The organism is Streptomyces sp. RP5T, from assembly GCF_003933965.1.
Taxonomy (GTDB): domain Bacteria; phylum Actinomycetota; class Actinomycetes; order Streptomycetales; family Streptomycetaceae; genus Streptomyces.
This window is the reverse complement of the sequence record NZ_RSAJ01000038.1, coordinates 1-23,608: the sequence shown is the minus strand read 5'-3', so window position 1 is coordinate 23,608 and position 23,608 is coordinate 1. Positions and strand designations below refer to the sequence as shown.

The window sequence follows — 23,608 nt, the reverse complement described above, 5'->3', positions numbered from 1 at the left end:
AACTACCGGTATGGGGTGGTTAAAAATGCTCAGTGAAGAACGAGGTGAACCTTTCCGGCGCCTTTCGCGTAGTGCGAGATGCGGGAGGCCGGTTTCATTGAATTGTTCCTGCGGTGTCGCCGCGGTGGGCCCAGGTGTCGACGGGGGCACGGGAAGCCCACGACACCAGAAAACTGTCAACTTTCCGATATAGATAGAGGATTCCATGCCAAGTCAATTTGACCCCTACCAGCATCGATACTCCGACCTTGATATTGCACAAGCGTACACTGAATGGGCCAGCCGGAATCATGAAAACCACTTCCCTCCGTTGGAGGCTGGTGATGATATGACCCGACGAGGGATGCCGGACCGCGATTTGGTAGTGACCATCTCCTACGAGGCCCCGCCATTCACTCCGGAGATTAAGAATGTGCCGCTCGGGGAGGTATTGCACAGCTATCTCAACCCTGCCAATCCCGGAGTCGAGAAAAACACAGCGGAAGCGCTGGACCGGGCGGGCCTCCCCGTGCATGAACTAGACCAGCTGGGCCTGCACATCCACCCGAGCATTCTGAATGACGAGCAGCTCGCAAATTGGACAAGCCCCGAGGATTTACAAGAAGCCGGATTGATCTACAGGCTCTACGAAGAACGAGACGTAACAGACGGGCACATTCCAACCGTTATAAATAGAGGCGCAAACAATAAAAGGCCAGAAGGGGAAAGGGAGCCCGAGTGGTCGATCAGGGCCAGGTTAATGCTGAAATACAAAAGCGTTGATGATCATCCCATCGGCCCGGCAGTGGCATGGGCGCTGATAGATCACGGTATCGGAATTCGCAGATCAGAAAAACGGCAGGGCCGCCTGAACATCGCCTCTGACACTCCATGGGATAGCGGACGGGCCAAAAATGAGAAGGGTGAGAAAAGTGCACAGATCATGGAAATCCTGTACCGAGAGGGCGTCATTGCTGCCAGAAACGTACCGGCGTCGAAAATAGATGACCGAAACAACACCGCAAACTGGGCGGTGCCAAACTGGGCGAAGACGACCGTGAATCGCCTGTACCGTCTCGGTGAAAATGCACAGCAACGTCCGCTATTGGCTGGCGAAATTCCTGTACTGCGCGGAAACTCTGTCCCTCTAACCCAGCGTGACGGCAAGACATGGATTGATCGAGCAAAAGTTAAGCGCACTGGGGTCAGTGACATCGTAAGTAGGATAAAAGAGAAGGATGAGGCAGGTGTATGGGCTGACTACGCGACGCGGGTGTCTGCATTGCAGGAGTCGGCTGGTCCGTCCTCGCAGCCATTCTTTGTTCAGCAGGCCCCGCAGCAGTATGGTCAGCCCTCGCAACCTGTCTTCGATCCGAAGTACGCGTACAGTCAGCTTGGTCCCAGTGTGCAGCCCTTTCAGGGGGCGGACAGCTATCAAGGGGCCGCCCAGTCCCAGCCGTCTCAGATCGTCCACGGCACGAAGCGGGGGCGGTGAGGAACAGGGCTCTGGTGCGTCATTGAGTCCTTTCCAACCTGGCAAGGCCCGGCGAGCTGGATCGTTCCGGAGCACCCAACGCGCAGGGGGGGGGTGAGCATCAGAAGGGCAGCTCAGTCGAGCGTTCCCTGTGGCGTGTCGCATGCGCGACAAGGGGTCTGAGCTGCGCAGACGCCAGGTTGGAAAAGGCTCCCTACGTTGTTCTGCGGGATGTGGTGAGCCCCTCGTACGGTTGACCCGCCCAGGGGCGCCGGGTGTGGTTCAAAACGCTCTGCCGTATGTGGCTTTCAGTGATTGGCCGCCCAGCGCCCCACGACGACTCGGCTGCCAATTAGGAATTGCGAATGATCGCTGAGTAGGGAATCGACAGCGAGGTCGTCCGTCGGGAAGCGCCCGCAGCACACCGCACGGAGGCACCACATGGCCATGATCTGGGCCGGCATCGATGCAGGCAAGACCCATCATCACTGCGTCGCGATCGACGAGAGTGGCCACCGGCTGCTGTCCCGACGCGTCGCCAACGACGAACCCGAACTTCTCGAACTCCTCACTGACGTCCTGGCCTTGGGAGATGAGGTGGCCTGGGGCATTGACCTGGCCGACGGCGGGGCCGCTCTGGTCATCACGCTCCTGTTCAACCACGCTCAGCCGGTGCACTACATCTCCGGCCGGGCCATCCACCGCGCCTCGGAGAGCTACCGCGGCGAGGGCAAGACCGACGCCAAGGACGCAGCTGTCATCGCGGACCAGGCCCGCATCCGACGCGACCTGCACCTCTTACGTGCCGACGACGACACTGTCACCGACCTCAAGATCCTCACCGGCCGTCGAACGGACCTGGTCGCCGACCGCACCCGCACCGTCAACCGGCTCCGCGCCCAACTGACCGGCATCTTCCCGGCCCTGGAGCGGGCACTGGACCTCACCAACACCGGCCCGCTCATGCTGCTGACCGGCTACCAGACCCCAGCCTCCCTGCGCCGGACAGGCAAAAAGCGGCTCGAGACCTGGCTGCGCAACCGCAAGGTCCTGCGCGCCGACCTGCTCGCCGAAACCGCTCTGGAGGCTGCCGGACGCCAGCACACCAGCCTGCCCGGCGAGAAACTCACCGCTCAGATGGTGCACACACTCGCGCAGGAAGTGACGGCCCTCAACCAACAGATCGCCGAGCTCGACAAGGCGATCGAGGCCCGTTTTCGCGAACATCGAGACTTCGAAGTGATCACCAGCATGCCCGGCCAGGGGGTCATCCTCGGCGCCGAGTTCCTGGCCGCGACCGGCGGCGACATGACCGCCTTCGGCACCGCAGACCGCCTCGCCGGCTTCGGTGGCGTCGCACCTGTTCCCCGCGACTCCGGCAAGATCAGCGGCAATCTTCGCCGGCCACGACGCTACAACCGCAGACTCCAACGCGTCTTCTACATCTCTGCCTTGTTCAGCATCCGCCACTGCGATGAGTCCCGCCGGTTTTACGAACGCAAGCGAGCCGAAGGCAAGCGTCACATCCAGGCCGTCCTCGCCCTGGCCCGCCGCCGCGTCAACGTCCTGTGGGCCCTCCTGCGCGACGAACGGACCTACGAACTCGTGCCACCCACCGCGCACGCGGCTTGACAGACAGCATTAGGAATCACTGTCCGCACCCCCTACCACCACCACAGCCAAAACAGCCCGACCAGCAGTTCAACGCCGGCCATGTCCGGCTGAGGGGTCCAGGCGATCGCGCCTTCACCCAACTGAATCCTGGCTCCTCCCTCAGCGGGCGCGCTGCTTCACTCGCCGCATCGGTACACGCTCCGCGCCGTGCTCACCTTGATGACCTGCACGTCCTCAGGGTGAAAACAGCTCACTGAACCGCCGAGATGCCGGGGCCGTTGAAGAGGTGTACGCCTCCCCAAACAAAAAGGGTGCAAGTACCCAAAAGCAGACCATCCCGCGTTCGTGTGACGCGAGAAGAACGTAAATCTGAAGTTGCCTTCCATAGCTCTGAAGAAAAGAATGGTGAAACTCGATGAGTCCCACCCTGTGTCGCCCGGCGCTCTGGTTCCCCGAGAATACAATAAACCTGGAAGAAACACTGAACCTGTGCCGAGCATTGCATGGAGGACACGAGAAGCTCCGGGCGGTCCTTAGGATGATCGAGAATACGGGAGTGCAGAAACGGCATATCGTCCAGCCGATCAATGCCACGCTCCTGCATCCGGGAGTTGAAGCACGAACTGAAATCTATCAGCGGGAGACCCGGCGTAATCTGCCGGGGGTTGTGGACGAGGCCCTTAGGGCGGCGGACCTTGACAAGGACGACATTGATGCCATCGTCTATGTTTCCTGTACCGGCTTCACAATGCCGCCGATGACGGCGTGGATGATCAACGAGCTCGGTTTTCGCTCCGACGTCCGCCAGATTCCGATAGCCCAACTTGGCTGTGCGGCAGGTGGTGCTGCCGTGAACCGGGCGCACGATTTCTGTCTTGCTTACCCGGACGCAAACGTACTTATCGTGACAAGCGAATTCTGTTCATTGTGCTACCAGCCGACCGACTCCGACGTGGGGACGCTCCTGTCCAACGGCCTGTTTGGCGACGCGATCGCCGCCGCCGTCGTGCGCGGAAAGGGCGGCACTGGAATGATCTTGCGCCGGAACTCCGCCTACTTGGTTCCCAATACTGAGGAGTGGATCTCCTACCGGGTCAAGGAAACGGGCTATCATTTCCAGCTCGATCGGCGGGTGCCCGGAACCATGTCCATGATCGCTCCGGCCCTGCGGCAGTTCGCTAAGCAGCAAGACTGGGACGTCTCCTCCCTTGACTTCTACGTCATTCATGCTGGCGGCCCCCGCATACTGGACGACCTGTCGGATTTTCTCGGTGTGCCGACCGAGGCTTTCCGCCACAGCAGGGGCGTGTTGGCGGACTATGGCAACATCGCGTCCGCGGTCGTACTCGCCGTTCTTCAGCGCTTTTTTGATGATGGAAGCATCGCGAACGGCGGCCGCGGAATGATCGCAGGATTTGGCCCCGGGATCACTGCGGAGATCGCGCTAGGCACCTGGACGGCTCCGGCAGGGCGGGATGGAACGGCCGGGACAACAGAAGTGGTGCACCGCAGCTCTAAGGGGAACGCCTCTTCGGTACCTGCACTGAGCGGTGGCTGAATAACAACCTTCACCCTCGATGACCTGCTCCATCGGCAACCATCTCGTCAAATGAACGGGCGGTAGTAGTCATCTTGCCCATTTATGCAACCCAACGCGTCTTTTCCTAGTGTCCGACCATACCTGCGAGGATAAGATTTCTCGCATGATGCGGGAACAACACAGAGCTCTGGTGTTCTCGCGATTCATTCGGTTCGTGCTACCGCTGGATGGATCCGCTTCTTGATCTGATGTCGGCGAGACCTCGATGAGGATGCGGAACCTACGGCCCACGCCACTGAGCTTCTTCAGGCCGGCCACCAATCGTGAGGAGTCGAACACCATCATCGTGCTCGATCCTGCTGGTCGACCGTTGCGTCAACAGCCGCGCCACCTTCACTTAGCTGGGAGGTGGTTGAAAAGCTCACTGGAACTGCTGTGGCGGTCCCCGTGACCCCCCTGTTGGCAGCGACTGTTATGTGATGCGACAACTGGAGAGGAGCGCCATCCCTTGGCCGCACCTGCAGAACCTGACTTGCCCGAGGCACCAGCCCGCGCACGTTCCGCTCTCTCTGCGGCCGAGCTTGCCGTCGGCCTGATCACTGAAGAGCTGCGATCTCATGTGGTTCCAGATTCGAACGCGGAAAGCGGGAAGTGGCAGGAACCAGACTTTTTCCGGAATCCACCGGTCGCGCCCACCGTTGCTGCACGTATCTCACAGTACCGGAAGAACGCTTCCAGGTGGGGAGGTGCGCAGATCAGAAGGATGCTCAATCGATCGACTTACGTCGATGTGGTGAGCCGCCAGAGCGGAAAAAGGAAAAAGGAGATTGCTCGAGAACTCTGGGAAACCGTACGCTCCAGGAAAAGCCTTCTGAGGCATTATGATAATGGTGTATTGCCCCGGACTGAAGACTTGATCGAGAAGGCGGGGATTAAGGCCTCGACCCAACACGCGCACGCTATGAGGCCGGCGCCACGGCTTTCCCCTCAGAAGGAAAGCCGGGCGGGGAGCCCGGTGGCGCCGCCTGACGAAAAGCCAACTGTGGGGCGATTCTCCCTTCACTCTGATTTGGCTCGGCAGTCATTTGTCGAGGACGCGCGGGCTGCCGACCGGTGGCTCAGGGATAACCCTGGATTCGTCTCTGATCCTGTAACTCATCCGGTTCCGCAAGAATGGGTACGCGTTGCTTCAACTGTCGAGAGTAACCAAGTCGCTATCCCGCCCGCCAGAGAAAACAGTACGGCGAATTCTGAATCAGAAAATGTTGAGGTTTCCATTGCCCGCGCGGTGCAATTCATTCAGGCAAGAGGGCCCCTCACGGTCCTGAAAGTGTCGTCGATATCAAACCCGATAGCGAAAGATGCGAGGCAGTACCTGCCTACGGGAGGGCAGCCTCAAGGGAAGGAATCCGCCCCCCTGTCGAGTGGCCCCGTGGCGACGCAAGGTAACTCCTTTACAGCAAGGATGCGCCCTAGTCGATAATAGCGGCCCATCCGATTCTGTCGACCTTTGGAAAACTTCCTCATTGAGCCTCTTTCATCCTGAATAGTCGCAGGTCATGAGTGTGTGGATGGCTTGGCTGGTGCGGCTGATGCGGCGGGTGGAGGAACGTGCTCTGCGCATGATGTGCCAGGACTTGAGTCGGGCGAAGGCGCGTTCGCCGGGGGCTCTCAGTCGGGCGTGGTCGCGGTTGAACTGCTGGTAGTGCTCGGGTTGTTCGCGGTGGTGGTGGTAGGGGGTGCGGAATGTGGCGCTGGCGCCCTGGTAGGCGCGGTCGGCCAGCACGAGGATCTGTCGGGTGAGGCAGGCCTGGACGATGCCGTGTGCGCGGGCCGCGGTCGGGTCGTGTGTGTGGCCGGGTCTTGCGTGTGAGAAGCACAGTGGTGTGCCGTCGGGGCGGCTGATGACCTGCACGTTCATGCCGTGCTTGCGGTGCTTTATGGAGTGGTACGGCTCGTCCGAACGGATCCGGTTGATGGGGATCAGGGTGCCGTCAGCGATGACGTGGTCGCCTTCACCGAGGCCGGTGAGGGCTTCGTGGAGGCCGGGCACCCGGCCGGCCAGGACCTCCAAGGTCTCGTTGACGTACCGCCAGGCGGTGGCCTGGGTTATCCCGAAACCTGCTCCGAGCTGTGAAAACGTCTCGTTCTTGCGTAGATGGACGAGGGCCGGCAACACCCGCTGGCGGAAGCCGGGCCGCTTCGACCAGGCACTGCTCACGTTGGTCCACCTGCGTAAGAACGAGACGTTCGCTCAGTTTGGGGCCAGGTTCGCGCTATCGCAGGCCACCGTGGACGAGGTCCTGGAGGTGCTGGCGTCCTGGGTCCCAGGCCTCCGTGCACCCGTCACCGGCCTCGGTGACGGCGATCACATCATCGTTGACGGCACGCTGATCCCTACCGGTCGCGTCCGCGCCGATCAGCCGTACTACTCCAGAAACACCCGAAAAGCGGCATGAACGTGCAGGTCATCAGCCGCCCCGACGGCACACCACTGTGGTTCTCCCGCGCGACACCCGGCCGCACACACGACCCGACCGCGGCCCGCGCACACGGCATCGTCCAGGCCTGCCTCACCCGGCAGATCCTCGTCCTCGCGGACCGCGCCTACCAGGGCGCCGACGCCACCTTCCGCACCCCGTACTACCACCACCGCGAACAGCCTCCGCATTACCAGGAGTCCAACCGCGACCACGCCCGACTCCGAGCCCCGGGTGAACGCGCCTTCGCCCGACTCAAGTCCTGGAGCATCATGCGCAGAGCGCTCTTCTCCACCCGCGGAGGTCCACTGAGCGCTGTCACATGCGGTCGGCTGTCTCTCAGGCAGGTAGCAGAAGAGGAGACGGATATCTTCCGTACTATCTGTGCAAACACAACTGTGCAGTGACGGCTGCGCCTGGTCGCAGGGCGCCAGGAGTAGAGCACATGCGTGTGGGCTTTTGCATATGCCACGAGCAGAGTGCTCGTCGGTTCATGGCGTCCCGGAAGGGTGTGAGCACCATGTCCGAAACCACCGAGTTGACTTCGCAGTACTCCGCGCAGGTGTCCAGTGACCTCGAGCGCAACCTGAAGGACCAAGAACACCTGAGCAGTGAAATCGAAGCACTGCAGGCACGATTGGCCTCGCTACAACGCGACCACAGCGTCCTTGTGAACCTCCAGCAGGCCCTTGGTGTCCCTGCTGCGGCTGCTGAATCCGCCGCGGCGGTTTCTGCCGCACGTAAGGCGCGCAAGAAGACAACGAGCTCATCGGGCACGGCCGCGTCTACCGCACCCAGGAGACAGGCTGGCAAGAAGCCCGCCGCCAAGGCATCAGCCACGTCGTCCGCATCGCCTACGCTCGTCCACCTCGTTCGTGCATACCTGGGAGGCCAGAGCGAACCGCGTTCTGCCGCCGAGATCACCACCGCACTGGAACGACTGCATCCCGAACGCACAATCAAGACCACCGTCGTGCGCACGACGCTCGAAGGGCTCGTGGCCAAAAGCCACGCCCAGCGCACCAAACAGGGCAAGTTCGTGTACTACACCGCCGTCGCATCGGCCGGCTCCGGCGAACAATCCGCTTGACAGCATCATCAATGAGCCTCTTCAGAACGGCCACCGATCGGGTGACGCCGGGAGCAACAGCCGGGACCGGCACGGCGGCAACCTCCGCGCTCGGGAGCGTCGTCAACACCTGCCACGACATCACCCTCGCGAAGCACTACTGAAGAAGCTCAATAGGTCCTGATGTCCATGCCTGGCATCGGCATCAGGACCGGAGCCCGCATCTTCATCGACGTCGGCGACCGCCGCGTTCCCGTCTGCCGCCCACCTCGCCGCCTACACCCACCTCGCCCCGGCGACCCGCACCCCCGGCTCGTCCATCCGCGGCGAACAGCCCTCACGGAGAGGAAACAACCAGCTCAAACGGGCCCTCTTCCTCTCCGCGTTCGCCGCCCTGGCCGACCCCGCCTCCCGCACCTAATCCATTGTTAAGAGCGTCCCGCTGGGGCCGTTGTCCCCAAGGACGTTCGAGTGCCGGATCGTGACATCTAGTGGCTGCCGGGCGGGCAACGCCTCGCTTTAGACAGGTGCGCGGTCTTGGTACTCATGGTGGCGGCGGTCGTGCAGTGCCGGATGGATGCCTGTCCCGCACTGGGCTTGAATGCCTCGTAGTAGATCGCGCAGTACTCGGCAGCTTCGCGGCAGCCGCCACCGTCAACAACTACCGGCTTGATCACTCGTTGGTGTTGGTGGTGCGAGCCCGCCGCATGGTGACCTCTTGATAGGCCCGAGCTGTCTGAGCTCCTGCATAGACCGGGGCCCGTGCGGTGCGCTGGTGCCACGAACGGCTAGTGAGGTGGAGGCACATCCGCGAGGCGGTTGATGCCTGGGATTAGGTCGCTCGCGTGGCCCGCATGCGCTCGTGACCAGCGCAAACACCAGCACATCGGGAGGGAACCTTGATCTACTGCGGCATTGACTGGGCTGAGAAGACGCACGACGTCGCCCTGGTCGACGACACCGGCGCAGTGGTGGCCAAACGGCACATCACCGACGACGCGACCGGCTACAAGCTGCTCCTTGAGTTACTCGCCGAGCACGGCGACACCGAGGAAGCCCCGATCCCGGTCGCGATCGAGACGTCCCGTGGCCTGCTGGTCGCCATCCTGCGCACCGGCAAGCGCAAGGTGTACGCGATCAACCCGATGGCCGCGGCTCGCTACCGCGACCGACACTCCGTCTCGCGCAAGAAATCCGACCCCGGCGACGCCCTGGTCCTAGCGAACATCCTGCGCACTGACATGCACGCACACCGCCCGCTGCCCGACGATTCCGACCTCGGCCGGGCCATCGCCGTCCTGGCCCGCGCCCAGCAGGACTCGCTCTGGAACCGACAGCAGCTCGCCAACCAGCTCCGTTCCCTCCTGCGCGAGTACTATCCAGCCGTCTTGGAGGCCGTCGCAACCTGGACCAATGGCCTGTGTCGCCCCGAGACTCGCGAAGTCCTGAAGACCGCGCCCACCCCCACCTGGGCCGCACGGCTTACCCGCTCTCAGCTCCAGGCCGCCCTCAAGCGAGCCGGCCGCAAGCGGGGCATCGAGGCGGAAGCCGACCGTCTCCGCGACATCTTCCGCGGCGACTGGGCCCACCAACCGCCGCTCGTCGAGGAGGCCCTGGGCAAGCAGATGCTCGCTCTCCTCGTCCAGTTGGAAGCCCCCTGCACCGCCGCTGACCAGCTCGCCGAGGCGGTGGAAGAAGCATTCCCTCGGCATCCGGACGCCGAGATACTGCTGAGCTTCCCCGGGCTTGGCACTCAGCTCGGAGCCCGGATCCTCGCTGAGATCGGGGACGACCGCACCCGTTTCGCAGACGCCCGCGGCCTGAAGGCGTACGCGGGTTCCTCGCCTGTCACCAGGGCCTCCGGCAAGAAGTCGAGCATCACCCGGCGATGGGTGAAGAACGACCGCCTCAACCACGCGGGCTACTTGTGGGCTTTCTCCTCACTCCGCGCCTCCGCCGGCGCCAACGACCACTACCGGCGACGACGCGAGCAGGGAGACTGGCATGCAGCCGCCCAGAGGAATCTCTTCAACCGCATGATCGGCCAGCTCTACCACTGTCTTCAGCACCGTGCGCTGTTCGACGAGCAAACCGCCTTCCCCGACCGCCTGGCCGTTGCAGCGTGATGACTTGACACCGTGAGGTGTCTACTACGACAAGAAGATCGCCCAGGGAAACACCACACCCAGGCCATCCTCTGCCTCGCCCGACGCCGAGCCGACGTGCTCTTCGCGAGGCTCCGCGACGGCACCTTCTACCAACCACCCACCCCGACCACCCCTTGACCAAAGGCATAGGAGCACCCCGCAGGGCCGGGCTGTCAACGGCCAGTTGTTTGCCCCGGTGGCGGCCAGATGTTCCATGCACTCATGGCCGACTCGGCGTCCCCAGTGGCGGCCAGATATCTCTCCGCCGTTCTGAGGACTCGTTCACCTCAGTGGCATCACCCCCTTCCCGGTGGTGGCCTCGGTGAGGCGGAACGATTCACCCTGCGTGACCACGACGTGAGCATGGTGGAGGAGCCGGTCGACGGTGGCCGTGGCCAGGGTCTTCGGCATGATCTCGTCGAAGCCTGACGGGTGGAGGTTGCTGCTGACGGCCAGTGCCCGGCGTTCGTAGGCGGCGTCGACCAGGCGGTAGAAGCCTTCGGCGGCGTCCGGGGAGACGGGCAGCAGGCCGATGTCGTCAACGATGATCAAGTCGGTGCGGATCAGCCGGGTCATGGCTCTGGCGAGGGAGTCGTCGGCGCGGTGGCGGCGGATGAGGGCGCCGAGGTCTTCGATGGTGAACCAGGCGACGGTCAGGCCGGCTTCGACTGCGGCCTGCCCCAGCGCCTCCGTGAAGTGCGACTTTCCCGTCCCGGACGGGCCGCAGATGCAGAGGTTCTCCCGGCGGCCGATCCATTCCAGGGTCTTGAGGGAGTCCTGGACCTGGCGGGTTATGGAGGACGCTTGCTCGTCCCAGTCGCCGAAGGTCTTCCCGGCGGGGAACCCGGCCCGCTTGCGGCGGGTCCGCAGGTTCGCCGCGTCGCGTCCGGCGGCCTCTTCGGCCAGGAGGACGCGGACGACCTCGGCCGGGTCCCAGCGTTGGGCCTTGGCGGTGGGGATCAGGTCGCTCAACGCCCTTCGCAGGTGCGGGAGTTTGAGCCGCTTGGTGAGCTCGATGGCTTCGGCCAGCGGGTCGCCGTGGGCGCCGGTGATGGTGCGGATCGGGGTGGCCATCAGTGCTCGTCCTTGTCGCTGGTGATGCCGAAGCTGGACCAGGCGGAGGTGCCCGGCTGGAGGCTGTGCTGTTCAGTGGCCCGGGTGGGCTCGACGGTCTCCAGGCCGGCCTGGTAGGTGACGATGGAGATCAGGTCGTTCTCCGCGAACCGGCCGGCGATCGCCGCGGTGCCCAGGGCCCGGTCGACCTCGGCGACGGAGTGGAGCTTGGCCAGGGCGACGGCCTCGGCCATCTTCGGCTTGAGGTGGCGGGCCCCGGAGGCCGCGGCCTCCATCAGCCAGGATGCGGCGCCGGGACCGAGGGCGAGGAAGGCGGCTTCCTCCGCGGTGGTCGCCCGAGGGGTGCGGTCGGCTTCCTTGTTCTCCCTCGGCGGGTAGTGCTCGTCCTTGATCGAGGGATGGCCCGGGGCCGCGCGGTCGTGCCGGGCGACCTCGACAGGCCCGTCCTCGCCGACGGCGGTGACGATCAGCTCGTCGCCGTGGAACCGGGCCCAGACCCGGGTGTCGACCAGCTGGTGCGGGACCGAATAGCGCACTCCCTCAACGGAGATGGTGGACTCCCAGTTCACCCGCCGCGTGGTGCCGAACGCGACCGTGAACGGTTGATTCGGCAACGAATGGAGCCGCTGCCGCTCTTCGAGCAGGGCCTCGGCGGGGCGGCGCCGGCTCTGGCGGTGGACGCGGTCGTTGACCGTGTCGCAGAACTCCCGGCAGGCCGCCTCCAGTTGTCCCATCGCCTTGTACTGGGGCAGCAGGTTCGCCGAGGTGGGCACCAGGTCCGCCTTCGCGATGCGGACGGTCCCTCGCTTCCGCCCTTCGTCTCGGGATCCGCCGGCAGACAGGTGCGGATGGTCATGCCGTAGTGCCGGCCGACCTCGACGATCTCGGGGTTGCGGACCGCGATGTTGGCGATGTGCTCGGTCGTGACGGTCTTCTCGTTGTCCGTTAGCGCGTAGGTGGGGACGCCGCCGATCCGCCGCAGCGTGGCATCGAGGCAGGCCACGATGGTCGGCAGGGTCTTGTCGAAGACCGGGATGACGACGCGGAACCTCGACCAGGCCAGCCATGCGCACCACAACGATGTACGTCTTCCACCGATGCGCGGGCCCTCGCCCCAGTCCCATTGCAGCCAGAGCGCCGGCTCGGCGATCCAGGGCCGGTAGACCCTGTGGTGCCCTGAGCGCATCCTCGCCTTGGCCTCGGCGACCGCGCGGCGGGTGGTGCGGTCCCCGCCGGTGAAGCCCATCGCAGTGATCCGCCGGTGGACGATGTCCGCGCGTATCCGCCCCTTCGAGGCGGCCACCAATTCCTCGATCTTGTCCATGTATTCGTCGATCGGGCGGGCCCGGTGCTGCCGCTCGACAGGACGCTCACCCTGCTCGCGCAGCTGCACATACCGCTTCACCGTGTGGTGGTCGACGCCGGCCAGCTCGGCCGCGGCGCGGTAACTCCCCGTGAGGTCGTATGCCTCCAGGATTTCCATGATCTCCCTGCTGTTCTTCACACCGGCCAGCTTCGCTGGCCGGTGTCCGTCCAGGTCCGGGGAGGTATCCGGCCGCCAGTGGGGAAGCTCGCGGCCACAAAGTGCTAGATAAACGGCCGCCTACGGGGAGTATCCACTGGCCGCCGTCACCGGGCCGACGGGCACATGGTGTCGTGCTCACGGCCCGGACCGGACCGGCGAGACCTGGATCGACCAACCATCCATCGTGGGAGATGGCCTTTACGGCCTCCAGTGGTCTTGCAGTTGCTACTCGGGCCGTCCTTCGACTTCGGCAACCTCACCAGCTCAATGCCTTGCCCTTTCAACGCCTCCGCCGCTGCCCGGAAGTCTGCTGGGCCGGCCGATCCGAGGTACTCCCCCGAGGCGCCTGCGCCGACTGCTGCGAGGGCTGCGACGGATACAACGACCCGGCCGGACCGAACGGCCCCACCGGCACGTGACTTGCAGCAGCCCCCCGAGGCGCCTGCGCCGACTGCTGCGAGGGCTGCGAGGGCTGCGAGGGCTGCGACGGATACAACGACCCGGCCGGACCGAACGGCCCCACGTGACTTGCGGCAGCCCCCGGAGGCGCCTGCGCCGACTGCTGCGACTGCTGCGAGGGCTGCGAGGGCTGCGAGGGCTGCGAGGGCTGCGACGGATACAACGACCCGGCCGGACCGAACGGCCCCACCGGCACGTGACTTGCAGCAGGCTCCCGAGCAGTCGGCTGCTGCGAGTGCTGGTGCGGCTGGGTGAGAGCAGCCGGGGGGACTGACGGCACGTGGGGGTGACTCGGCACGTACTCCGTACCCAGCTCCGCCAAACGCTGGAGTTCCTGTGGCCAATGCCCGCTTCCGAGGGCCGGGTTCTGGGCCGCGTAGTACGTCGTGTGGGCAGGTGGCCGCTGGTAGGAGGGTGGATAGGGCGCGGGGTAGGACGTATTGGTGTGTCCGCCTGCGGGAGCCGGGTTTTGGGCGGCGTGGTAGGCCGTCTGTGCGGTCCGCTGCGGGTAGGGAGTGTACGGCGTGGGGTAGAGCGCACTGTGCTGGGTTTGAGGGGGATACTCGCCCCAGGTGGCCTGAGCGGGAGCCGTGGGCTGCGGGGCCCCTGTCTGGCTGGTGTGATCCGTGAACGCGGAGACGGTCTTGCCATAGGGCACCACGTCCTGCTGGAACGGATTCGAGGCCACGGACGGGCCCCTCTGCGCAGCGTATGAACCGGGCTGCACCTGCCCGGAGCCCGTCTGCACCACATCACCCCACGGTAGAAGATGCGCCCCAGCGATCTCAGGCCAGTCGGCGGCACGTGGTGTATCTGGCGAGATTTGCAGCCCTCTGGTTTTCTTTGCCACCAGCTTGTACCTTGCCACTTTTTCTAGTGCATCTTTCTCCAGGTCACTCACCAGCGACTCCGTGTTCGCAGCAGCAAGGTAATGCAGGCGCTTTCCGATTTCCACCTCCCCCACTCTCGCCAACGGTACCTTGAACCCGTATGGCGGCAAATATCCCTGCACAATATTACCATTTTCAACCGCTTTGTTGATTGCCGCAGCGTAAGCGAGGCTCCTGGCAGCATGTTTCGCCTCACTATCCGACGGCATGCTGTCAGGATTAATACCCCATCTCTCTCCGTTTAGATCAATACGCCACTCTGGCACCAATCCCGCTTTCACGCACTCCGCCCTCTCCAAGGGCCCCATGGAGCTAGTACCCGCATTCCTGCGGAGATCGTGGAATCGCCGACCGTAAGACAAGGGGTCTGGAAGATTACTCAATTTCACCTTGTATTCCATGTCGGGCCCTGCCGGGCCTTTCCATTTGGCTTGCCCCTCAAACTCTGACGTGCCGAACGTTATGGCTACCGCTTTCGCCCAGTCCGCATCAGTAGGTCGTGGTCGTGGCATGTGTAGTCCCTCATCGATCGCGAAGACGATTTCTCTCCTACAACGCGCCCTGCGGTTCGCCGGTTCAGCAGCCGCACGAGCCGGTCGCCGCATCGGCCAAGACAGGTTCCTGGACCGCCGGCTCTATCGTGATCGCGACATAAATGACCTGCGCTTCCTGGCAGATTCGTTCATGGCAGTCGTTGCAAGCCACAACAGTCTTCTGGCACGAATCGATCATGACCCGCGTCCCGGGCAGCAGCCATCCAGTGCTCGAGATCGGCGACGGGCGGATCCGATGAACTGGACATCAGCCGTGGCTTTACAGACATCGCAGGTATTCGTGAGGAATAATCAGCTCTTTTCGCGCGGATAGCCCACCCGATCAGACCAACGGACGCCCTTTGCCGACCTCTACCAAAAGAGGGGATCACCGAATTACACCACCAGTGGCCATAAGCAGAAACAGACGCGATGCTTCTTTGCATTATCCATCCTGAGCTTATCTTCCTGACCCTCCGGATGCCTCACGAACCGAGTCCGCAGGACAGGTCAGAGCGCACGCTCTTTGGCCCGTCTTGAACAACACCGAAAAGCCACAATCGCTTTTCTTGCAACGGCTACTGACCTTCAAAGCGTGGTGTCGGCGGGGCTGACGTCTCTTGATCGCTGCGGTATGCCGAGTGCATGAGGTATGCGCAAGGGGGCGGACTGACCGACGAACGACATGCCTTCCGCGAGAAGTTGAGGATGGAGGCGTCCGAGCGGTACCGGCAGGGCGCCGAGAACCTGGTCATCGCTCACGATCTGCGGGTCATCGCTGCCGCTGCTCAGCGACGCACTGAGCTTCTTCAGTAGCGCCTCGTGAGGGTGATGTCGTGGCAGGTGTTGACGACGCTCCCGAGCAGGGAGATTGCCGCCGTGCTGATGCCGGCCGTTGCTTCCGGCGTCACCCGATAGGTGGCCGTTCTGAAGAGGCTCACTGTTCGCCGTGCTCGAGCGGGAGCTGGCCAAGGGGCCGGTGGCACACGGTTGGCCGGACCAGACCTGGACCCTGTCGCGGATCAAGACGCTGATCGGGCGGCACTTCCACAAGAGCTACACCGTGCAAACGGTGGCCGCCCTGCTCAAGCGGCACGGCCGGAGCTGCCAGGTCCCCACCCGGCGGACGATCGAGCCGGACGAGACCGCGGTGGCCGACTGTGTGAAGGAAACCTGGCCGAGCATGGAAGGACCGTGGACCGTGGCGGCGCTCGACGCCCGACTCGTCTTCGAGGACGCGGTCACGGTCGTGATAGCGAAGCCGGCCACGAGCCGCAGCGTCCCGTTCGTGCGCAGGTGCACCAGTGCCAGCAGGGCCTGTTGGAAGCACGCCAACTTCCGCCCGCGAGCCGCGTTCACGCCTTCGGCATAGAGGAGCCAGACACCAAGATCAACCAGCTCATGCACGTCGAGCGTGGCTCGATACGGGACCAAGCAAGGTTGCTCGGACGTGGCGTGGTGCGTAGAGCACAACACCGCAACGACTCGGAGCCTCGCCTCGTCACCCACCCCGCTGATCTGCCCTTTCACCCCGCAGAGACAGGATGAATGCAGCTCAGTCAGGCCGCAATCACCCGGGCGGGAGCTGGAGAATGGAACCCGTCGCGCTCGTTCAACAACCGCCTCGCGGCACTGGTGAACCAGCAACCCGCGCCGCACGTCGTAGGAGAGACGTCGTCTCCGCGATCAAAGAGGGAAAATATGCCAGCACGACCTACTGATAAGGACTGGGCGCAAGCAGTAGCCATAACATTCGGCACAAGAGGGTATAAGGCCAAATGGAAAGACGCGGGCTGGCCTACCCAACGTTACGAGGTGAAAGTGAGTGGATATACAAAACCTTTGAGTTACGGACAGCGGTTCAACGATCTCCGCAGATCCACGGGTAAGCGCACCATGGGCCCCTTGGAGGAGGCGGCGTGTAGGGAGGCGGGCATCGGAACAGAGTGGCGTAAGGACGCACATAGAGAGGGATGGGTCATCAAAGCCGACAGCGCGCCGCTGGCCAGCGAATTAAACCGCACTCTCGCACAGGTTCATTACGCCGCGGCAATCACCAAAGCGGTTAAAAATGGCAATATAGTGCCCGGATACCTACCGCCAACTACCCTTACGGTTCCAATAGAGGGGTGTGGAGATGTAGAGCTCGGAAGGCACCTGCACTCCATTTGTGCCACGGGCAGCACCGTCACGAGCAGCCATAGAATCACCAGAGTAAGCGATCTAGAGAAAGATCCTCTGGAGAAGCTGGCCAAATACAGGCTGGTGCCACAGGAAAGCGGCGGCCTGCAAATCTGGGCGGACCAACCACGCGCCTCCGAACAGGATGAGAAGATCGCTAAGGCACATCTCCGGCCGTGGGACGATGAGATACAGAGCGGCTACGGGCAGGGGCAGGGCGCATACGAGAATCCGCCGGAGATGGTGCAGCCCAGCTCATACGCCGCGCAGACCGTCCCGTCCGCAGCCTCGAACCCGTTCCAGCAGGATGTGGGGCAGTACGACATGACTGGCCCCGCATTCACCGGTCACACCAACCAGCCATGGGCCCCGCAGCCCACGCCTGACCCTCAGCCCACCCGGGCCCATCTTCCACCTCATCCCCAGCACAGTGCGCTCTATCCCACGCCGTACACCCACTACGAGCGGTCGTCTGCGCACACGGGCTACTACGCAGCCCAGGGCCCGGCAATCGGGGGTGAGAACCACAACCCGTCACACCAAGCGTCGTACACGCCCTACCAGCAGCAGCCTACGCAGACGGCCTACTACGCAGCCCAGAACCCAACAGCCGGGGCTGGGCACCACAACCCGTCACACCAAGCGTCGTACACGCCCTACCAGCAGCAGCCTGCGAGCCGGCCACTCTCACGATGACATCGTTGGAGCAGCGTGCAGGACGGTGAAACTGAACCGCTCCACAGACGCTCCCGGCCCGTCCGCGAAGCCCTTGAGGACACGCAGCAGGAACATCGTTTTGGTGCTCCGAGCGGTTCGCCGTCTGGCCTGGTCAGAGGCATCGTCGGCGTGTAGTTGGCTGCTGACATGCCGGGACGGTCTTGCTGGATCGCACCTCCAGTGAGTGGCACAGAGAACCGTTTGTTGGGGTGATGAAGACGGCCTCCGCCTCGCCGACGCTGGGACCGCGAACTCGACGACCTCCTCTTGCGCGTCGGGCACCGTTTCAGCTGGGCCGCTCTGCGACAGCGCACAACGTTCCCGCGCGGCGAGACTGACTGAAATCGTGAGTTGCGCTCCATTTTTTGAACGTGTTCAATTCTTTGGTCTAGGCTCACCCGAGACGAAGGAGGGATAGCCGATGAAGATTGTGATTCCCGGTGGCACCGGACAGGTCGGCGCGGTCCTGAAACGCGCACTCAACGCCGCTGGCCACGAAGTCGTGATTCTCACCAGACGCCCCGAACGTGAGGGCGAGGTCCACTGGGACGGTCAAACCCTGGGGCCATGGACAGCAGCCGTGGACGGCAGCGATATCATGATCAATCTGGCCGGACGCACTGTGAGTTGCCGATACACGGCAGCCAATCTGCAGGAAATGATGGACTCCCGGGTCAAGTCCACACAGGTCGTAGGCGCCGCGATCGCAGGCGCTGCCCGACCACCCCGGGTCTGGCTACAGATGAGCACCGCCACCGTGTACGCGCACCGCATCGACGCCCCCAACGACGAGGCCACTGGTGTGATCGGCGGTACCGAACCGGGCGTGCCGGACTATTGGGCGTACAGCGTCGAGATCGCCAAGGCCTGGGAACAGGCTCAGCAGCAGGCCGACACACCGGCCACACGCAAGGTCGCTCTGCGCTCGGCCATGGTAATGAGCCCGGACCCCGGCGGGGTCTTCGCCGTCCTGCTGGGACTGGCCCGCCTGGGTCTCGGCGGCCCAGTCGCCGGTGGAACACAGTACGTCTCATGGATCCACGAACACGACTTCGTGCGCGCAGTGGAGTTCCTGATCGACCGGGAGGACATCGCAGGACCGGTGAACCTGGCGGCCCCCCATCCCCTGCCACAGCGCACATTCATACGCACGCTGCGCTCCGCCTGGGGTATACCGGTGGGCCTCCCTGCGACCAAGTGGATGGCCGAGATCGGCGCGCTCGCTCTGCGCTCCGACACCGAACTGCTACTCAAGAGCCGCCGTGTAGTGCCGGGCCGACTGACCCAGGCCGGCTTTGACTTTCAGTACGCACAGTGGCCGCAGGCCGCGGACGAACTGGTGCGTCAGGTGCGCAAACGGCTCCGCGGCGGCAACGCGGCACTCCGCTGAACGGAACCGCGATGACGACCAATCTGGCCGCCCCGTCGGGCCCCGGCGCCTGTGCCCCACCAGCCACCACACGCGCAACGCCACCCTCCCCCAGGCCAGCCTCCACATCACATGATCAGACCGCACAGACCCGCTGAACGACGCCGCCCTGGCTTTGAAAGGTCTCCCATTTGAGGATCGACCAGATCACCCCAAGCTAGTCGCAGAGGCCAGCAAAGCCACAGGACCGTATTGACCGGCTTCAACCGGTCAATACAACAGTCAGCAATTCACCACCGCGGCAAACAGAGTTCGGCATCAGCCTGCCCGTCGGCAGGACCGGCCAGGCTGGGACAATGCATCCACCAAGTCGTTCACCTCCCCCAACGGCATGGGAGCCCCGTGCGTTGCACACCCCGTCGGCGTCACTCAATCGGCGGCCACGCTGAAAACAGCTCAGCTTGATCATTTCTACAACAACACCCCCGACAACGGCCTCACTACTGAGCTTCTTCAGTAGTGCCTCGTGAGGGTGATGTCGTGGCAGGTGTTGACGACGCTCCCGAGCAGGGAGATTGCCGCCGTGCTGATGCCGGCCGTTGCTTCCGGCGTCACCCGATCGGTGGCCGTTCTGACGAGGCTCACTGACAGAAGGACGGTGCCCGGTGATCCGTGCAGCTGTCACCTGCGACACCTCCCACTGCCTGGCCATCTACGTCGAACGCGACGACATGCCAGAGAGCGTTCAGTTCGAGCACGACATCGAACACATGGGTGGGGGCCTCGACCGGCTGCCCCGGACGTGCATGGCCACCTCTGCCCAGCCTGCACCAACGGGCGCGGCCCGTTGGGCGAGTGCCCCCGCTGTAAGGGCCGCACTGTCGACCTCCCGACGGGCTCGACCTGCCAGCTACTGCCGCCACGTCCAGCCGTAGCCCGCTGACAAGGCCTGCCAGGCAGCGGGGCCAACGGCGACACCGATGGAGTATTCCGCCCCCTCCGCGCGCGACACGGCTTGATGGGGGGGCGGCAGACCTCGATGACGCGTTCACGGACGTCCTCGAGGAAGACGGCGAGGCCGGCCGAAGCAGCCAGTCCCCTCGAGTGCCCAGCAACGACGACAGGCAGTGTGAGCGGCCAAAGCCGAGAAGACGCCGGCAGCCGCAACGATGAGCGGGCGCGTCGGTGGTCTCCAGGATGGCGCCGATGAGGCTGACAGCGGCGGCCGCGAGGATGTCGCGGTGAGTGTCGACGCCGATGACGCCGTCGACGTGTTCTGCGAGCATGGTCATGTTGGTCGGTCTCCTCCGGGGCGGACGACCGTGAAGGCGTCGGCCCGGGTGGAGTCACTGAGCCCTTTCCAACCTCAGTCTGAGCTGGCCAGATGGAGGTGAGGACGGCTAGGACGAGGCTCGTGATCCGGGTGGTCGAGCATCGGAGCTTGCGAAGGAGCCGCCAGGACTTCAGGGTGGCCTGTTCGACCAGTGCCCGGGCCTTCGCATGGGAGCGATTGACGGTCTGCTGACCGGCGGAAAGGCTGTCCCACCGGCCGCGGTAAGGGAGACGGACTGTGCCGCCTGCGCCCTGGTACCCCTTCCGCCCAGCAGTTGATGCCGGCCTCGGTGAGAGCGTCGATGATGCCGTGCTCGCGTGCGGCCCGGATGTCATGCACGGCCCGGGCCAGGGCCGCTGGATCCCACAGGAGGCGGCCCTTCGGGTCGGCTAGGACCTGCACGTTCGTGCCGTGCTTCTTGTGTTTACCTGGGTGGAAAGGACGGTCGGCGGCGGTCCGGTCGATCGGCAGAAGCGTCCCGTCCAGGATCAGATAGGCCTTCATCGACGCGGCCCGTACTGCCTTGGCGAGCGTGGGGGCGAGGGCGGCCACGAGCTCGACGGCCTCGGTGACGTACCGGTAGACGGTGGTGGTGCTAATGCCGAAACCGGCCGCGAGTTGGCCATAGGGCTGGCGGTTACGGAGGTGGGCGAGGGCGAGCAGGGCCTGACGGCCCGCGCTGAGGCGCCGCCATCGGGGTGCCGAGAGCGCGGCGGTGTTCCCACAGGCGGGCGGCGAGGAAGCGGAGGGCAGAGCTGGACACATCGACGCCTGACGGGCAGACAAGCATGCAAAACCTCTGGTAGAGACGGTTCTCTTGGTCGAAAACCCATCTGCCAGGGGCTTCAGCCGTCTGTCAGGCCAACTGGCCAGCCGACACCGGAGGTCGGACAGGGCTCACTACGTGGCGGAACTGTGATGAGTTCACGCCGGAAGGCGGCGGACAAGCTGCTGATGATCTAGCCAACGGGTGGGCCAGGCCGACGCCCGCATCCGGCAGACACCTCGGGGCAACGGCAGCCCCTGACGGGGCGCCAGTTATTCTGCGAGTCATGCCGGATCACGAACGCCGAGCCTGGCAGCAACCCATCCCGGGCTGCAGAAGAACTCTCACAGTTATGTTTTGCGCGGTCCTGCAAGAGGACCGCTGGCCTCCAGGCCCGGCATGGCTGGTCTCCCCTGTCGAACCGATGACAATACCGTTGCTTCTGTGGTGTGTGGGGTGTTGAGCCATGCGTGTTGGTGTCGCGTCTGGAGCGGCTGGGGTTGGGGATCCTGACTCGGTCGTGTCCTGCTGAGCTGGTGGACCAGGTCGTTGCCGAGACTGGGTGTGCGGAGAAGCACCGGCGTGTGCTGTCGGCCCGGTTCACGGTGTACTTCGTGCTCGCACTGTGCCTGTTTCCGCAGGCCGACGCATCAACGTGCTCTTCGCGATGCTCCGCGACGGCACCTTCTACGCACCCCGAACCCCACGCCCCGCTTGACCAAAGACATAGAGGCACCCGGAGGGGGCGTGGGCGCCTGGTCAAGGAGCAGGGACCCACGCTGGTGAGTTTGGCGGCGATGCGGGTCCAGCGGATGCAGCGCAGTGCGGCGAGGCCCATATCGGCGGCTGCGAGTTCATGGATGCCGGGGGCGTCGTGGAGCAGGTGTCCCGATGCAGGGCATGCTCGCGATCGCCTCGGCGTATCGGGGCTTGCGAAACTGGGCCTTGATGAGCGTGTCAGCCTCGGCGATCTGTTCGTTGAGACGCACCACCTCCTCGGTGAGCGTGTGAACGAGCTGGGCTGTCGGCTTCGCCGGTCACACCGGTGTGCAAGCTGCTGACGGCCGCCAGGGCCTATTCTGCAAGTTGGGCAGCACTACGGACCTTGCGATTGCGCAGCCACGTCTCCGGCTTCCGAGCCAACCGAGCTGTGTGAGGGCCGCCTCTGGGGCGGCCCTCACACAGCTCGGTTGTGCACGACGTCCGCAGACGTGACCCGCAAGTAACGCACGCGCGAACGGACAGTCGCAGCTCGGATACCCCTCAAATCACCTCTTCATCGCCTTTCCCTGCGGCTCACCCTGCGGCCGGGGAGGCGGGGAAGAACTCTCCCCCTGAGATTGCCGACCCCGTTGTCCCAGCCTGGCCGCCGCGGCCATGGAGACCGGCGGGGGCGGCATCTGGCTAACTTCCCCAGGGGCGAGGGGGGGCTGCTGTAGGGCAGATGCGCCGGGCCAAGCGCTCGGAGCGGCCGGTACGCCGAACTGGCCACCGTTTCCCGGCTGGCGATGCACAAACGGGGGGTCATACTCTTCTCCGAGAGCAGCGCTGAGCGACGGAAGCTGGATACCGCTCGACTGCTGATCGTAGCCAGACGATACAGGTGCGGCGGCGGCAGCCACAGATTCCTGGGCGTCCTTCGCCGTCCTTCTCTTAAAGCGACCGGCGAAATGAAGCTTCCCCGTCCTAGGGTCCCTCACCACCCGATCCCGATATCCATTTCGTTGCAGCACATCCGCCACTTCCGGCGGAAGGCGGTTTTTTCCGGGGCGCGCACCGTGCAGATGCTCTCCCGTCGACGTCTGTTGGAGAGGCAACGCGGGGAGCTGCCCCGGCTCTACATCCTGCGACGCAAAAAATGCCTCCAAATTGGCCGCATGCTGCGCACCAGAAAGTTTTAGAGAGGTTCGACTGCTGGCGAAATGAAGCTTCCCCGTCTCGGGGTCCGTCACCACCCGGTTCCCATATCCATTTCGCCGCAGCACAGCCGCCACTTCGGACGAAAGACGACCTCTTCCGGGGGCTGCCTGGCTCAGATGCGCTCCCGTCGACGTCTTTTGGGCAGGCAACGCGGGGAGCTGCCCCGGCTCTACATCCTGCGACGCAAAAAATGCCTCCAAATTGGCCGCATGCTCCGTACCGGACATCGGCAAGACAGTCTCCTATCCGCAGAAACTCTCACCTTCGCCCGACTCGGCAAAGGCCCTCACCATCATCACAACGGCCCTACTAGCCGAAAGGTTCACCGCGATGTGGCGGCCTGTACCAGTGAGTAACGCAAGCCGCAGCCGCGGACCACGATCAACAGGAACATGGCTCTCCCGCTCAACCCTAGTGCTCAATTCCGCATTCGGTGGGTATAGCTGCTGATAGCGGGGCGTTTGTAGGTACTCGGGGGCGGGTGCTGGGTCATGGTATTGAGGGCACGGCCGGGCCGTGACGAGGGCGAGCAAGCGGT

At 64.0% G+C, this 23,608-nt stretch carries 11 protein-coding genes and 8 pseudogenes; 12 read left to right on the top strand and 7 right to left on the bottom strand.

From position 1 onward, the window contains the following. Positions 1 to 364 precede the first annotated feature (364 nt). The 3 genes from EHS43_RS06755 (at position 365) to EHS43_RS06745 (ending at position 4,625) form a co-directional block, all read left to right on the top strand. Positions 365 to 1,474 (top strand): hypothetical protein, encoded by a 1,110-nt coding sequence (locus tag EHS43_RS06755; RefSeq protein ID WP_125189618.1) that lies wholly within the window; start codon positions 365 to 367, stop codon positions 1,472 to 1,474. Between the two features lie 420 nt (positions 1,475 to 1,894). Beyond that, positions 1,895 to 3,085, top strand: coding sequence for an IS110 family transposase (locus EHS43_RS06750; protein ID WP_125189617.1), 1,191 nt, complete (start codon positions 1,895 to 1,897; stop codon positions 3,083 to 3,085). A gap of 397 nt (positions 3,086 to 3,482) precedes the next feature. Beyond that, positions 3,483 to 4,625, top strand: coding sequence for a type III polyketide synthase (locus tag EHS43_RS06745; protein ID WP_125189616.1), 1,143 nt, complete (start codon positions 3,483 to 3,485; stop codon positions 4,623 to 4,625). A gap of 1,519 nt (positions 4,626 to 6,144) precedes the next feature. On the opposite strand, the pseudogene EHS43_RS06740 reads toward EHS43_RS06745, so the two are convergent. Beyond that, positions 6,145 to 6,774 (bottom strand): annotated as a pseudogene (locus tag EHS43_RS06740) (transposase family protein); the annotation flags it as partial. Here EHS43_RS06740 and EHS43_RS06735 point away from each other — a divergent pair. From EHS43_RS06735 to EHS43_RS06720, 5 genes and pseudogenes are all read left to right on the top strand, one after another. Further along, positions 6,689 to 7,494, top strand: a pseudogene (locus EHS43_RS06735) (transposase family protein). The pseudogenes EHS43_RS06740 and EHS43_RS06735 sit on opposite strands and share 86 nt — an antisense overlap. Before the next feature lie 113 nt (positions 7,495 to 7,607). Next, a complete protein-coding gene (locus EHS43_RS06730; RefSeq protein ID WP_125189615.1) occupies positions 7,608 to 8,177 on the top strand; it encodes a hypothetical protein in 570 nt (189 codons plus the stop codon). An 11-nt stretch (positions 8,178 to 8,188) separates the two neighbouring features. Further along, positions 8,189 to 8,320, top strand: a complete 132-nt coding sequence (locus tag EHS43_RS47480; RefSeq protein ID WP_260470419.1) for a hypothetical protein — start codon at positions 8,189 to 8,191, stop codon at positions 8,318 to 8,320. A gap of 13 nt (positions 8,321 to 8,333) precedes the next feature. Beyond that, a pseudogene (locus EHS43_RS06725) lies at positions 8,334 to 8,571 on the top strand (IS110 family transposase); the annotation flags it as partial. A gap of 484 nt (positions 8,572 to 9,055) precedes the next feature. Then, positions 9,056 to 10,282: an IS110 family transposase gene (locus EHS43_RS06720; protein ID WP_125189614.1), complete on the top strand. Its 1,227-nt coding sequence runs from the start codon at positions 9,056 to 9,058 to the stop codon at positions 10,280 to 10,282. A gap of 303 nt (positions 10,283 to 10,585) precedes the next feature. On the opposite strand, the gene istB is transcribed toward EHS43_RS06720, so the two are convergent. Then, positions 10,586 to 11,377, bottom strand: coding sequence for an IS21-like element helper ATPase IstB (gene istB / locus EHS43_RS06715; RefSeq protein WP_125189613.1), 792 nt, complete (start codon positions 11,375 to 11,377; stop codon positions 10,586 to 10,588). Continuing rightward, positions 11,377 to 12,881 (bottom strand): annotated as a pseudogene (gene istA, locus EHS43_RS06710) (IS21 family transposase). The gene istB and the pseudogene istA overlap by 1 nt, the downstream one beginning before the upstream one ends. A gap of 2,548 nt (positions 12,882 to 15,429) precedes the next feature. On the opposite strand from istA, the gene EHS43_RS47475 reads away from it, so the two are divergent. Further along, complete coding sequence (locus EHS43_RS47475) at positions 15,430 to 15,600, top strand: hypothetical protein (protein ID WP_260470418.1); 171 nt, start codon at positions 15,430 to 15,432, stop codon at positions 15,598 to 15,600. Here EHS43_RS47475 and EHS43_RS47470 read toward each other — a convergent pair. Continuing rightward, positions 15,594 to 15,725 (bottom strand): hypothetical protein, encoded by a 132-nt coding sequence (locus EHS43_RS47470; RefSeq protein ID WP_260470417.1) that lies wholly within the window; start codon positions 15,723 to 15,725, stop codon positions 15,594 to 15,596. The two genes, EHS43_RS47475 and EHS43_RS47470, sit on opposite strands and share 7 nt — an antisense overlap. On the opposite strand from EHS43_RS47470, the pseudogene EHS43_RS47465 reads away from it, so the two are divergent. After that, positions 15,725 to 16,037 (top strand): annotated as a pseudogene (locus EHS43_RS47465) (winged helix-turn-helix domain-containing protein); the annotation flags it as partial. The gene EHS43_RS47470 and the pseudogene EHS43_RS47465 sit on opposite strands and share 1 nt — an antisense overlap. Here EHS43_RS47465 and EHS43_RS47460 read toward each other — a convergent pair. After that, a pseudogene (locus EHS43_RS47460) lies at positions 16,021 to 16,260 on the bottom strand (hypothetical protein); the annotation flags it as partial. The pseudogenes EHS43_RS47465 and EHS43_RS47460 sit on opposite strands and share 17 nt — an antisense overlap. A gap of 1,843 nt (positions 16,261 to 18,103) precedes the next feature. Here EHS43_RS47460 and EHS43_RS06695 point away from each other — a divergent pair. After that, the gene (locus EHS43_RS06695; protein ID WP_125189612.1) at positions 18,104 to 19,072 is read left to right on the top strand and encodes a TIGR01777 family oxidoreductase; all 969 of its coding nucleotides are present in this window, start codon (positions 18,104 to 18,106) and stop codon (positions 19,070 to 19,072) included. A gap of 492 nt (positions 19,073 to 19,564) precedes the next feature. On the opposite strand, the gene EHS43_RS47455 is transcribed toward EHS43_RS06695, so the two are convergent. Next, on the bottom strand, positions 19,565 to 19,696 hold the full coding sequence (locus tag EHS43_RS47455; protein WP_260470416.1) for a hypothetical protein: 132 nt from the start codon (positions 19,694 to 19,696) through the stop codon (positions 19,565 to 19,567). A gap of 721 nt (positions 19,697 to 20,417) precedes the next feature. Continuing rightward, a pseudogene (locus tag EHS43_RS06685) lies at positions 20,418 to 21,174 on the bottom strand (transposase family protein). A gap of 425 nt (positions 21,175 to 21,599) precedes the next feature. Between EHS43_RS06685 and EHS43_RS48740 the strand changes: the two are divergent. Beyond that, positions 21,600 to 21,782: pseudogene (locus EHS43_RS48740) on the top strand (transposase domain-containing protein); the annotation flags it as partial. Positions 21,783 to 23,608 lie beyond the last annotated feature (1,826 nt).

What these genes read in the sequence shown, in the direction of transcription:
- EHS43_RS06750 (WP_125189617.1), top strand. Translation starts at nt 1,895, where the DNA reads ATGGCCATGATCTGGGCCGGCATCGATGCAGGCAAGACCCATCATCAC.
- EHS43_RS06745 (WP_125189616.1), top strand. Translation starts at nt 3,483, where the DNA reads ATGAGTCCCACCCTGTGTCGCCCGGCGCTCTGGTTCCCCGAGAATACA.
- EHS43_RS06730 (WP_125189615.1), top strand. Translation starts at nt 7,608, where the DNA reads ATGTCCGAAACCACCGAGTTGACTTCGCAGTACTCCGCGCAGGTGTCC.
- EHS43_RS47480 (WP_260470419.1), top strand. Translation starts at nt 8,189, where the DNA reads ATGAGCCTCTTCAGAACGGCCACCGATCGGGTGACGCCGGGAGCAACA.
- istB (WP_125189613.1), bottom strand. Translation starts at nt 11,377, where the DNA reads ATGGCCACCCCGATCCGCACCATCACCGGCGCCCACGGCGACCCGCTG.
- EHS43_RS47475 (WP_260470418.1), top strand. Translation starts at nt 15,430, where the DNA reads ATGAGGTATGCGCAAGGGGGCGGACTGACCGACGAACGACATGCCTTC.
- EHS43_RS06695 (WP_125189612.1), top strand. Translation starts at nt 18,104, where the DNA reads ATGAAGATTGTGATTCCCGGTGGCACCGGACAGGTCGGCGCGGTCCTG.